A 12,956-nucleotide genomic window follows, 5' to 3' on the forward strand; every position below is an offset into this window, starting at 1 on the left:
GGGATAGTAGAGTGTCGATAATTTTTGAATTACTTCACGACAGAAAACTGATACTCAGAAACGGTATGGTAGGAGTCAGTGGGTTGAAGTTCGATGGAAGGAAATGCCGGCTGATTTGGTGCATCGGGAAAGTGCTGTGTTTCCAAAGCAAAAGCAGTTCTATAAAAGTCGTTTTTCCCAGATTTAAACGTGTTTTTTCCTTGCATGAAATTTCCACTGTAAAACTGCATCCCGGGTTCTTCCGTGTACACATCCATGACGATACCCGACTGGTCACCGATAATCTGAGCGGCATGATTCATACCGTGTGCCGGGGTGCCATTGAGTACGAAATTGTGATCATACCCACCTCCGTTTTTTAACTGCGTATTATCAGCACCGATCCGCGCTCCAATGGTTTGCGCCTCAGTAAAATCAAACGGTGTCCCATATACATCTTTTATTTCTCCGGTAGGAATCAACCCATCGTCAATCGGTGTAAACTTGTCTGCGTAGAAGATTACCCTATGATCCAGAATGTCGCCTGAACCTTCTCCATTAAGATTGAAAAAGGCGTGATTGGTCAGGTTGACAAGCGTAGGTTGGTCCGTGGTTGCTTTGTAATCCATCAAGACAGATCGTTCAGCTGTTACTGAATAAGTAACGGTCACATCGAGGTTGCCCGGGAACCCTTCCTCCCCATCCGGTGATAAATATCGAAAGATAAGCGTGCTCGGATCCGGTTGAGAAACTTCCCATACGACCTCCTGAAATCCATTAGGACCTCCATGCAGGGCATTCACTCCATTATTAGTCGGAACCTGGTATTCTTTTCCTTCCAATGTAAATTTACCTTTGGCAATACGATTCCCCACACGTCCGATAGTGGCTCCATAGTAGCGTTCTGTGCTTTTGGTATAGTCATGAATGCTACCCAAACCAACGACCACGTCAGTCCATTTACCATCCCTGTCCGGAACCCACAGACCCACGAGCCGGGCGCCATAGTTCGTGAATGCAGCGAGGATGCTGTCATTTTCGATCCAATACAGCCCAACGTTCTGACTATTCACAATGGTGTCGAAATCGTCGTAATTAAGGGCAATGCTTTTTTTTAATGCGTCCATTCCATTGTTTTTATATGATGTATTCGTGTCAGAGGGTGACTGGCAAGAATAAAGAAAAAGCAATAATACGAAGGCGAGAACACTAATCGGATAAATTTCGTTTTGAATTTTCATTTGATTCAAATAATTATTTCATTACTAAGTTTTCTCAAAAATGCAACCAGGTTGGATCGAAACATGTCCAATGTAGTAACTATGGCAGCATGCTATTTTTAGGATTTCAGCTAAATATACTATTTATAGCTTTTCTGATGTAAAATATTAATCAATGATTTGGACCTGAATACCAAATATGTTAGTAGCCGATATAAAAATTTCCTCATTCTGTAAGGGGTAAAAATAGCTGATAGGTCGTCCACGTAATGTGGTTGTTTCATGGGTAAATAAAAAGTGCATCTGGAAGAATGCAGGTTTTCGCAACTACACAGCCGTCGGAATAATTGCCTCGTTTTGCCCCACCCTAAAGGGAGCCGAGTCGATTTTCAGTCTTCTCTCTCTTGGAAGAGCATAAAAGAGCGAAAATAAATGGTCATTACCAAGTGACTGTGTATTTACGGATGTTCAAGCATCGTCCGCTAACCGCATGAAACACAATAATCTGTACATTCTTTATCGCATTATTGTTTATACCGATTCTAAATAGTTATATTTGCACCTCATTCATCGCTGATTAACAAATCAGCGGCTAAAATGAAGCGCAATGAAAAAAGTATATATCGTATTATTTGCAACCATCCTGATGTGGGGTTGCCAGGACTCAGGAAATGAGTCCGAAGATGCTGGCGAGGTCACCGTGTACACGCATCGGCATTATGAATCTGATCAGATGTTATTTGATACCTTTGAAGAACAGTCGGGCATCAAAGTGAATGTGGTCAATGCCAATGCAGATGAGCTCATCCAAAAAATAAAAATGGAGGGAAAGCAATCTCCTGCTGACGTCCTCATTACTGTGGATGCCGGTCGGCTGCATCGTGCAAAAGAACAAGATCTATTACAGCCTGTGAGTTCAGATAAATTAAAAAGTATTGTGCCAGGTCACCTAAAGGACAAGGACAATTATTGGTATGGTCTGACGAAGCGGGGACGGGTGATCGTATATGCGAAAGACCGGGTTTCCCCGGAAGATTTATCCACCTATGAAGATCTGGCCTCCGATAAGTGGAACGATAAAATCTTGATTCGTTCGTCGGGTAATATTTACAATCAATCTCTGTTGGCTTCGATCATTGCACATGACGGAGAGGAAGCAGCCAGGACTTGGGCAAAAGGCATCGTTGATAATATGGCGAGAACGCCCAAGGGGGGAGATCGCGATCAGGTGAAAGCAGTGGTAGCCGGGGAAGGCGATGTCGCAGTGGTGAATACGTATTACCTGGGTAAAATGCTTAATTCCTCCAATCAAGAGGAGGTGGAAACCGCCCAAAAAGTTGGATTGTTTTTCCCTAACCAGGCAGGGCGTGGCACGCACATCAATGTTAGTGGGGCCGGTGTGGCTAAATATGCTCCCCACAAAGAGAATGCCATCCGGTTTATTGAATTTTTAGCTTCAGAGGAAGCCCAGAAGGTGTTTGCGCATGTGAATTTCGAATACCCTGTTAATGAAAGCGTCGAACCGGCGGACCAACTGAAGGAATGGGGCGATTTCAAAGAAGATACATTAAACCTTTCCCAGTTGGGAATTAACAATAAAAAAGCAGTGCTGATTTTTGATGAAACAGGATGGCCATAAAGATTTATTTTCCTGGAAAAACCGGTTAAAAAGGTTTAAAAGAGACAACAACAGATGGTCAATGTACGCATTGGCCATTGCTTTTTTAATAGCCTTACCGATCTTTGCGATAGGTTTTAAGCTGTTCTCCGGACCAGGAGAGACTTGGAGTCATATCGTCCAGCATCTCTTATGGGACTATACCTCCAATTCACTGTTCCTTTTTCTCGTTTGTGGGCTTATGGTCGTGGTCATTGGGGTGACTTGTGCCTGGTTAATCTCCCGGTATGAATTTCCGTTCCGGCCCCAGCTGGAGTGGTTGCTAATACTTCCGCTGGCAATACCGTCCTACATTGTAGCCTATGCCTATGCTGGTATTTTTGACTACGGAGGTAGTTTGGAGTTGATTTTACGTTATTTCGAACTGAGCATGACCAAGGTGGACATCATGAATCGGTTTGGTTTGGCATTTGTGTTGAGTATTTCGTTGTTTCCCTACGTGTATGTGAGTGCGCGCGCCTTTTTTCTAAATCAGGCGAATAATCTGCTGGAGGCTTCCCGGATGTTGGGTGCCGGGGAGGGTCAGACCTTTTTTAAATTAATGCTGCCTCTGGCTCGTCCAGCCATTATAGCAGGATTGATTTTGGTGCTGATGGAAGTACTCAATGATTATGGCGCAGCCAAATACTACGGGGTCAATACATTTACGACGGGGATCTTCCGGGCGTGGTTTTCGATTGGAGAACCGGAGACCGCGGTGTATCTATCTGCATTACTGATTGTTATTGTTTTTTCGCTTATTCTCCTGGAACGTTGGGAGCGTAAAAATGTACGGGTGTCTGACAACAAATCGAATTCCGGTGGGATCAACCGGATCCGACCGGCACGTCGATGGAAACGATGGATGATCTTTATTCCGGTGTTTGTTCCGGTATTATTGGGATTTATTCTTCCGGTCAGCCAATTGATCTATTGGGCGACCCTAACTGCCGATAAAGTTCTGGGACCCGCTTTTTTCCAATTGTCGCTTCAAAGTTTCGGTATTGCGCTGATCGCCTCTTTATTCGCAGTGATTTTGGCTACTTTTCTGATCTACTTTTCAAAATGGAGTCCTTTGCCATTTATCCAGAATGTAACCAAAATAGGTGTACTGGGATACGCCATACCTGGTGCGGTTATTGCCGTGGGTGTATTGATCCCGGCACTTGGATTTGATAAATGGTTGATCAAAATCGGCGAAAGTTTGTTGGGTATAGACATAGGATTGATTTTTACCGGCAGTCTGGTGGTTTTGATCTATGCATACTGCGTGCGGTTTCTGGCGGTCGCTTACAACCCGATCGAATCGACCAGTCAAAAAGTGGGACAAAGTATTCCGGATTCATCCAAAATGCTGGGGGTAGGAAATGCAAAAACCTTTTTCCGGGTGGAGTTTCCATTGATCAAAACCGGTATTTTTAGTGCCTTTATTTTGGTGTTTATCGATGTGCTCAAAGAACTACCCTTGACTTTAATTTTGAAGCCGTTCCGTGTAAATACCCTGGCAGTCAAGGCCTATGAGTATGCAAGTGACGAAATGGTGATGGAATCAGCCATTCCGTCCCTTTTGATTATTGTGACAGCAGTGCTTCCGGTGATTTTATTGAACCGGTTACTATTAAACAGATAGAAAAATGCTACAAATAAAAGAAATATCGAAAAGTTTTGACGGTGGTAAGAGCTATGCCCTCCGTGATGTAAGTTTTGGGATGGAGAAAGGAGATGTGGGGGCGATCGTAGGGGAAAGTGGAAGTGGTAAGACGACATTAATTCGATTGATAGCGGGGTTGGAACGACCCGATGCGGGGGAGATATACTTCCAGGGTTCCCTGGTATCTTCTATTCATAAGTTGGTGCCTCCGGAGAAAAGGAAAATTGGTCTGGTATTTCAGGAGTATGCGCTGTTTCCACATCTGCGATTGATCGACAATGTGACCTACGGAATCTCCCGAATGAAGAACAAAAAAGCACGGGCGAGGGAGGTGCTCGAATTAGTAGATTTGCACGGCGTGGAAGATCGGTATCCACATCAGTTGTCAGGTGGCCAGCAGCAGCGGGTAGCCCTGGCACGTGCTTTGGCGCCCAATCCGGAATTGTTGATACTCGATGAACCGTTCAGTAATCTGGATGCGGTTTTGCGAGCTCAACTGAGAAACCAAGTCTTTGAAATCATCAAGAAGACCGGCGTGACTGCAATATTCGTGACCCATGACACGCAGGATGCACTGACCGTAGCGGATGAAATTTTGATCCTCAAAGATGGATCACTCATACAGCAGGATCGGGCTTTTAAACTCTATACGCAGCCAAAATCTATGTACGTGGCCTCCTTGTTTGGTAATACCATTATGCTGGACAAAGCACTCCAAAGCGCCTTTGAATGTCCTTTGAATCCTCAGTGCTGTCATGCGATCCGCAATGAAAACCTGACCATCAATACGGACTGTGAGTATGTAACCCACGCGAAAGTATTGAAATCAACCTTTCTGGGGAATAGCACGCAGCTGGATCTTCAGCTTGAAAATGGTCATCGGGTGTCGGTAATTACCCACGAACGCCATATCGAAGACCACATCAAGATCGGTTTTAATTCAAAGGATGTGATGGAGTTTTCATCGTGATGGAATTTATTTAGTAAGTTCCTTCGCAATCATTTCGGCTTGCTTCAAAACGGTTTCAGTCGCCAGCTTTTGCATATCCGGTGGATAGCCATATTGTCTTAAGGTCCGCTTGATAATCACTTTTAGTTTCGCCCGGACACTTTCTTTTATGGTCCAGTCGATGGAGGCATTTTTCTTTACCCGTTCTGTTAGAATTACGGCAAGTTCCCTCAGCTTGTCTTGCTGCATGAGCTGTTTGGCGCTGTCATTGTTCGATACGGCAGTGTAGAATGCATACTCAAAATCAGTGAGCTCCAGGTTGCTGGCTTCACTATCCATGTTGACGATTTCCTTACTCAGTTTAATAAGTTCGTCCATCACCTCAGCTGCGGTTAAAATCTTGTTGTGGTATTTCTTGATGGAGTTCTCTAACATTTCCTTCAGTGACTTACTTTTCACTAAGTTCTTCTTCGATCGAGCTTTGATTTCATCATTGAGTAGTTTCTTCAAGACTTCAAGGGCCAGATTCTTATGTTCCATGCCCTTTAGTTCGAGCAAAAACTCTTCTGAAAGAATAGATATGTCGGGTTTCTTAATGCCAGCTGCATCAAAAACATCGATAACCTGTTCTGAAATCAATGCCTGATCAATGACCTGACGAATGGTTGTTTCGATTTCCTCATCCGTTCTTCCAGCACCGGTACTGTCAAACTTAGCCAATCGGGCTTTAACTGCCTGAAAGAACGAAACTTCATCTTTTACATCTATGGCCTGTTCATGAGGTACAGCGATGGCAAAGGCTTTAGACAATGCAGTCACTTCATTGAGGTATCGTTTCTTGCCATCGTCCAAACCGAGAATGTGTTCTTCGGCTGCTAAAATCAAGGAAAGCTTTTGCCCGGTTTCTGCCTGAAAATAGTCTTCGTAGGGGAAGCCATAATACATATTGGAAACCACTTCCATTTTCTCCAACATCAGTTCTACCGCTTGCTCCTGCGCTTCCGCAGGATCTCCTTTTCCACCGGCATCCGAGTAAAAGGAAAGCGCCTTTTTCAAATCAGATGCAATCCCCAGGTAATCTACCACCAGCCCGCCTGGTTTATCTTTATAAACTCTATTCACCCGGGCTATGGCCTGCATGAGATTGTGTCCTTTCATGGGTTTATCGATATAAAGAGTGTGCAGACTTGGTGCATCAAAACCCGTAAGCCACATATCGCGTACTATGACCAATTTCAACTCATCTTGCGGATCTTTCATGCGGTCGGCCAGTGTTCGACGCTGTTGTTTGGTCGTATGATGCCGGGCAATTTTAGGGCCATCGGAAGAAGCGGAAGTCATTACCACTTTTATCACACCTTTATTCAAATCATCAGAATGCCAATCCGGACGGATTTTTATAATCGCATCATACAATTCAGCGGCTATTCTTCTCGACATGGCCACGATCATTCCTTTACCTTCAAAAACCTCCTGGCGTTGCGTAAAATGGTGGACGATATCATTGGCTACATTCCTGATCCTGTTCTCGCTTCCGATCAGGGCTTCGAGCTGAGTCCATTTCGCCTTGGCTTTTTGGGTATCCGTGAGATCCTGCGTGGTGAGATCCTCATCCAGATCCTCCACCATCTTTTTACCTTCTTCACTGAGGTTTACCTTTGCCAAACGACTTTCATAATAAATACGGACAGTGGCTCCATCCTCAACCGCTTGTGCAATGTCATAGACGTCGATATAATTCCCAAATACAGCCGGAGTGTTCACATCTGTACTTTCTATCGGGGTCCCAGTGAATCCTACATAGGTGGCATTTGGTAATGCGTCGCGCATGTATTTGGCAAATCCATATACGGTTTTCTTCCCTATTACATTCCCCTGTTCATCCTTGTCATCTATGGTTTTTGCTTTGAAGCCATATTGTGTCCGGTGGGCTTCATCAGCGATTACGACGATATTTTTTCTTTCCGAAAGGGTCTCAAATACATTACCTTCCTGGGGCTGGAATTTTTGAATCGTGGTAAAGATCACACCGCCCGAGGCTACACGCAGCTTATCTTTCAAATCCAATCGGTCTTCTGCCTGCCGGGGTTCTTGCCGGAGCAGCTGGGTTGATCCGGCAAACGTATCAAAGAGCTGATCATCCAGATCGTTTCTGTCGGTAATGATCACCACGGTGGGATTATCCAAAGCCAGGACAACTTTTCCTGTAAAAAACACCATAGACAGCGATTTGCCACTCCCTTGAGTATGCCATACAACGCCGCCTTTCCGATCCCCGTGGGATTGGGTTTTTACCCCGGGTAATCCATACTGTTCCGGTGATTCTTGCACATTCCCCTCCTCTGGAGGGGTGCCCCTCAGGGCGGGGTGGTTTTCAAGCCACCTCATAACCCCATCCAAATTTTGCAAAACATCCTTCGCCGTAATATGAATCATATATAATCCCAATGATTCCAAGTAGTTATCCCTTTCCGCATCATACTCTTGCTTATTATCATGGCTGCTTCCGTCAATTTCAACTATCACCTGACAATTTCCGCAATAGAAATCGACAATATAATTACCTATTATTTTCTGTCTGTCGAAATCAAAGCCCTTAAATTGTTTTTTGTTTACTCTCTGCCAGAACAAAACTTCAGGCAGGTTCCCTGCTTTTCGAAGCTTCCGGGCACGTTCTTTTAATTTCGGGTTGTATGGAAGGGAGAAGTAGTTCTTTGACTTCCGAAATTCCCCTCCTCTGGAGGGGTGCCCATGGGGCGGGGTGGTGCTTCCACCGGATTGGTGATCGCCAGAGCCGGGACGGGCGCTCCTATCTAATGGATCGGTTTCCAGCTCAATATCTTTATGGGGAAGATTTACCACCCCGTCAGACTTCGTCTGCCACCCCTCCTGAGGAGGGGAATTTACCACCCCGGTCTGCGACCACCCCTCCCCAGGAGGGGAATAACCTGTAGCGCGTAGTGTGGATTCCACCGCTCGGTTAACCGCATAGTATTGATGATAAGCGGCCAGTTTCTTTACTGTCGAGATGGTCGTGATTCCGGTCTTACTATCCTCCTTTTTTGATTTTTCAAACACGATAAAGTGCCGGATCAGATCAAGCAGGGTCTCTTTGTTTAGCATGCCAGTAATCAAGGTCTCAATATGGCTGACCAAATGAGAAGCCTCTTCTTTACCGTCAGCAGATTTCCAGGTCATAAATCGGCTTATACCGGATGAAAGCGTTCCTGCCCGGGCTTCCAGTCCATCTGAAATGATGGAAAAAGCATTGTAAGTGAAAAGGGATGGGATCATCGCTTTGTAGGTTTCGATCTGCCGGAATGCCGAATTGATGGTGGCGGTTTCATCGGTAGCGTTTTTCAGTTCCATTACCACCAGTGGTATCCCGTTCACAAACAAGATGACATCCGGTCGTTTGGTGACACCATCCTCCACTACGGTAAATTGATTAGTGACTATAAAATCATTATTATCAGGATTGGTAAAATCGATGAGCCAGACCAAGTCTCCACGTTGGTGGCCACCCTTCTGATAGCTCACGTTGATCCCCTCGGTCAATAATCGATGGAAGCTTTCATTATTGGTCAAAAGTTCCGGGGAATGAATCCGTTGTATTTCTTTGATGGCTTCCTCCTGGGCTTCTGCCGGAATGGTGGGATTGATTCTTCTGATGGCATTGGCCATTCGACCTGTCAGGAGGGCGTCTTCGTAGGAACTGCGCTCGGGGTTCTCACCATCATATGCAATGCTTGGTGCGTAGATATAACCATACCCCAAACGTTCCAACAAATGGATGACAAAATCTTCAATGGTATTTTCGGTTATACGGGTCATATACTTGGAATATTATATTCTATCGCCGTATAATGACAACTTTTTGGTAATGGAGAATAGAGGTGAATCTGATCAAGTGATTTTGATGTTTTATGGAGCACGTAGCTTTTTCCTGTCAAATAACCATCAAATAAGCAAGTGATTGAAATACAATAGCTTATGACAGACCAGTGTGTGTTTGTAGTCCTGCTCATCAAATAAGAATTAAGCCCAGAATGGGATGTATTTGGCATATTTTCTTGATTTAGTGGTGGGGTCATCATCTTTAATCAGACCAGAATCTAAAGTGTCCCGTATTATACGAGATGCTGTTGCAGCATTATGTTCCTCTATGGTAAATCGTATTCTAAGAGATTGGTTGGTCATTTTTTTATTGGTTACATATCTAAGACAACAGTGCTGATAGGTAGCTCTGATTTTATCATTTTTACTCATATCGTTCAGTTGCTTATAGGCATATAATATGGCTTTGGTATGTCTTTGTTGAATGATAAAATCTGTAGCTGGCAACTGATATACTTCGGTAGAAGCAATAACTTTATCAATACCACTTCCTTTTCTTCGCATATTCCTAAGCGTCTAAGCACATCAGCCAACTGTTCGTTTCTGGATTGGTACTCATCTATAAAACGTTCTGGAGTAATAAAAGGAAGACCAGGATTTGAGATTTCAATACGATCTGCGTATATCTCTATCATAGGAAAGCCTTTTTCGTCAAAATCCTGATGGATCAACGCATTGGCTATGAGTTCCCGAATGGCAATTTCAGGATACATCCTTACTTCTTTTCGCAAAGCTCTGCCTATAACTTCATTCGCCGGCAGCTGGTCGTTTACCCAGTTCACCAAACCTTCAAACCCTACTGCATATCCTCTTACTCCTATTTGTTCCCGTATGGTCTTAAGCTTGTTCTTCCCCTCATAGATAATCACCCTCATAGACTTTCTTTTAAGACTGGAAAAATCGTTTAAATCTTTTGCAAAAAGAATGGCTCCTAAATTAGTGATGTTGTAAGTTGTCTGATCTTTTGTGATAAATCCTTCTGAAAGAAATCGCTCTAATACACCTGCTCTATCTGATGGATATGGAATGGAAAATAATTCAAAATAAGATTGTGTATTCAACAGCTCTATAATGTTATTTGTACTCAAATTTTCTTTTGCGATTCGTTCTTCAAAAATTTTTACGGGACCTTTCTTCCAGATTTTACGTGCCTTTTCAGGAAATTCGTTAAGTTTTCTGGTGCTGGTTGCTACTCGTATGTAGGCAGTATGCATAAACTCTACGGGTTGATTGTGTGTAGCTGGAATGACAAACATTGAAATGTGCTTTCGATTATAATCAAATTCCTGAATTTCAAAGTCTATACGTGGGTTGAGTCGCTGAACCAACCAATGTTCCTTGTCCTCATTTTTATATTTAGCTGTTCTGGCTTTAAAGGTCGTGCCAATAATTTGGTGAGAGTCATCTTCCACACCAAATACTAAATAACCATAATCTTGACGATGAATGCAAGCACCATTGCTCAATGCAGAAATGATCTTGCCTATTTCTTCTGTAGAATGGTAATTATGTTTGAACTCTACCCATTCACTCTCTCTTGGTTGTTTGGTCAATTCTTCTATCAGGCTATGCAACTGTGCTTCTGTCATTTTTCCATGAATTGTTTAGGGTCCACCCGCACTTCACCACTCATCAACTTCGGCAACAGCGTGTCGCGAAATTTTTCGAGTGTACGGATTTGGGTACAGTTCAAGATTATTTTATCATCAATTGGTTTTACCTCCTTCTGAAATCTTTCAACGTTTTTCAGTGGTGGAAGTGAAATCTCCATTTCTTGAAAATCACTTTTAGTTATTAATCCAAATACAGTTCCCGTTTCATTGAACTGTTTGATTTCATCCATAAGCGATTTCATTTTAAAAAATGTATAGGTGTAAAAATTAGGATTAGATTTATACCGAAATGCTGCCACACCTCTACCAATACAGCATTTTTCAATAGCCATATTTTGTTCCCCTACTGGTGCTCTTACACTAACTAACGTATCGAACTTTTGAGCAAATCGTTTAGGTTCGGTCGTAAATACACGATTTTGGGGAAATCTAAAGGCAAAATCTCGATTACCTTGATACATTGGGATTCCAACTCCTTCTTCATTATAGGAACTTCCTGGTGGTGATTGACCCATCGTGAAGTCAAATTCGTCTCCTAGAACACCTTCCTCCCACCCCTCATCCGCTTCTTCTCCTTCGACAGGCTCAGGACGGTGCACAAACCACTGCCGAAACAGTGTCTCCGCCATTTGCTCCAGGGTTTGATTTTGGCGGTGCAGCAGGTCTATTTTGTCGTCTAGGCTGGAAAGGACTTCGACGATGGCGCGTTGTTCGGGAAGGGGCGGGATTAAAATTTCAAGATTATTGAGTTGTTTTTTTGAGACATTCGGGAATGTTGATCCTGTCGCACTTGAAAGAAGTAAAGGTAGATTGTATTCCAAAATAGCCATGGCAAATCTTGAGTATTCTTTTCCTATCTTATGCTTGATAGAAGCAATTCCTCTTCCTATAGCATAAGTCTGGTCAGCCCAGTTCATTTTACCCGTTGTCGATCCCCTAACACAGAAAAGAATATCCTCTTCCTCTGCTACCTTTTTAGGATCATTTGTAAATTGAATAGGTGTAGGCGATTTAATACCAAATTCAGTTGGCCCATTTAATAGCGGCAAGCCAATTGCATCGGTGTTACATGTTTCACCTTTGGGAGATTGACCCATTATAACATCTAGTAATTCACTCAAGTAACCTTCTTTCCAGTCACTCATTTTCCCCTCCTTTTAAATTTTTCTGTAAAATATCCTGTGTCAGGAGTTTCATCTGTTGAATAGCCAATTCATTCAGTCGTTGGAGCCGCTCGCTTTGAGAATGGCCTTCTTCGATCCAAATGGCGATCAGGTTTTCCAGATTAGCCAGGCAGACCAACTGAATCACATTGGAATAATCGCGAATATTCCCTTCTTTATCCGGGTTTTGGTTCCGCCATTGCTTGGCGGTCATTCCATAGAGGGCCATAGTGAGTACATCCGCTTCTGTAGCGTAAACCCAGTTGATTTGTTGTTTGCTCAAGTGTTCCGGAATGAGGTGTGACTTTACTGCATCGGTATGGATACGATAATTGATTTTGGTAAGGCTTCGTTTTACGTTCCAGTCCAGGGACTTGTGCTCCTGTTCTTTGAGTCGTTGAAACTCTTTTAGCAGGTAAAATTTGAATTCAACAGAATTCCAGGAAGTGAATTCCAATGCAATATCCCTGTGGGCATAGGTTCCTCCATATCTTCCAGACTTTGAATGTATTCCGATTGCCTGTGTGGATTCGATCCATTTCTTGGGAGACAATACAAAATGATTATATCCGGCCTCATTTTTAAACTGGTCGAATTCGACCAGTTTAAAATTAGGATTGTTCAATCGTTCCCACAAGCCAAGTAATTCAATGGTATTTTTATTTCGCATCCAATTCTTGATAACATCGGCAGGGGCTTTCTCATTTTTTAGCTTCGCAATATCTGTGATACTAATAAATTCATCGTTATCAATACTTGTGTATCCTACTTTTAGACCTTGAACCTGTATGCTTTTCTGTTTTGCCATTTCACCTATGTACTATCCC

7 protein-coding genes and 2 pseudogenes are annotated in these 12,956 nt (G+C 43.3%); 3 read left to right on the forward strand and 6 right to left on the reverse strand.

Annotated features, from left to right (window positions below; translation table 11 throughout):
* Window positions 1-29: 29 nt before the first annotated feature.
* Window positions 30-1,106 (reverse strand): aldose epimerase family protein, encoded by a 1,077-nt coding sequence (locus tag KUV50_RS10460; RefSeq protein WP_222580093.1) that lies wholly within the window; start codon window positions 1,104-1,106, stop codon window positions 30-32.
* A gap of 739 nt (window positions 1,107-1,845) precedes the next feature.
* Here KUV50_RS10460 and KUV50_RS10465 point away from each other — a divergent pair.
* From KUV50_RS10465 to KUV50_RS10475, 3 genes are read left to right on the forward strand one after another with little or no spacing between them, the layout of a single operon-like run.
* On the forward strand, window positions 1,846-2,838 hold the full coding sequence (locus KUV50_RS10465) for a Fe(3+) ABC transporter substrate-binding protein (RefSeq protein ID WP_410000045.1): 993 nt from the start codon (window positions 1,846-1,848) through the stop codon (window positions 2,836-2,838).
* Window positions 2,819-4,486, forward strand: a complete 1,668-nt coding sequence (locus tag KUV50_RS10470; RefSeq protein ID WP_261395142.1) for an ABC transporter permease — start codon at window positions 2,819-2,821, stop codon at window positions 4,484-4,486. The genes KUV50_RS10465 and KUV50_RS10470 overlap by 20 nt, the downstream gene beginning before the upstream one ends.
* A 4-nt stretch (window positions 4,487-4,490) precedes the next feature.
* Window positions 4,491-5,477: an ABC transporter ATP-binding protein gene (locus KUV50_RS10475; protein ID WP_222580096.1), complete on the forward strand. Its 987-nt coding sequence runs from the start codon at window positions 4,491-4,493 to the stop codon at window positions 5,475-5,477.
* A gap of 6 nt (window positions 5,478-5,483) precedes the next feature.
* Here the strand turns inward: KUV50_RS10475 and KUV50_RS19735 are convergent.
* The 5 genes and pseudogenes from KUV50_RS19735 to KUV50_RS10495 all read right to left on the reverse strand — a co-directional run.
* Window positions 5,484-7,787 (reverse strand): annotated as a pseudogene (locus KUV50_RS19735) (type I restriction endonuclease subunit R); the annotation flags it as partial.
* Window positions 7,788-7,850: 63 nt separating this feature from the next.
* A pseudogene (locus tag KUV50_RS19740) lies at window positions 7,851-9,290 on the reverse strand (type I restriction endonuclease); the annotation flags it as partial.
* 440 nt (window positions 9,291-9,730) lie between these two features.
* Entirely contained in the window at window positions 9,731-10,942 is a 1,212-nt protein-coding gene (locus tag KUV50_RS10485; protein ID WP_222580098.1) for an RNA-binding domain-containing protein, read from the reverse strand.
* Window positions 10,939-12,111: a restriction endonuclease subunit S gene (locus KUV50_RS10490; RefSeq protein ID WP_222580099.1), complete on the reverse strand. Its 1,173-nt coding sequence runs from the start codon at window positions 12,109-12,111 to the stop codon at window positions 10,939-10,941. The genes KUV50_RS10485 and KUV50_RS10490 overlap by 4 nt, the downstream gene beginning before the upstream one ends.
* Entirely contained in the window at window positions 12,104-12,937 is an 834-nt protein-coding gene (locus KUV50_RS10495; protein WP_222580100.1) for a KilA-N domain-containing protein, read from the reverse strand. The genes KUV50_RS10490 and KUV50_RS10495 overlap by 8 nt, the downstream gene beginning before the upstream one ends.
* Window positions 12,938-12,956: the final 19 nt, after the last annotated feature.

Source organism: Membranihabitans marinus, from assembly GCF_019802045.1.
Classification (GTDB): Bacteria; Bacteroidota; Bacteroidia; order Chitinophagales; family Saprospiraceae; genus Membranihabitans; species Membranihabitans marinus_A.

Bases quoted from the DNA above. Each gene is read 5' to 3' on its own strand.
- KUV50_RS10465 (WP_410000045.1), top strand. From the start codon at position 1,846: ATGTGGGGTTGCCAGGACTCAGGAAATGAGTCCGAAGATGCTGGCGAG.
- KUV50_RS10475 (WP_222580096.1), top strand. From the start codon at position 4,491: ATGCTACAAATAAAAGAAATATCGAAAAGTTTTGACGGTGGTAAGAGC.
- KUV50_RS10470 (WP_261395142.1), top strand. From the start codon at position 2,819: ATGAAACAGGATGGCCATAAAGATTTATTTTCCTGGAAAAACCGGTTA.
- KUV50_RS10490 (WP_222580099.1), bottom strand. From the start codon at position 12,111: ATGAGTGACTGGAAAGAAGGTTACTTGAGTGAATTACTAGATGTTATA.
- KUV50_RS10495 (WP_222580100.1), bottom strand. From the start codon at position 12,937: ATGGCAAAACAGAAAAGCATACAGGTTCAAGGTCTAAAAGTAGGATAC.
- KUV50_RS10485 (WP_222580098.1), bottom strand. From the start codon at position 10,942: ATGACAGAAGCACAGTTGCATAGCCTGATAGAAGAATTGACCAAACAA.
- KUV50_RS10460 (WP_222580093.1), bottom strand. From the start codon at position 1,106: ATGGACGCATTAAAAAAAAGCATTGCCCTTAATTACGACGATTTCGAC.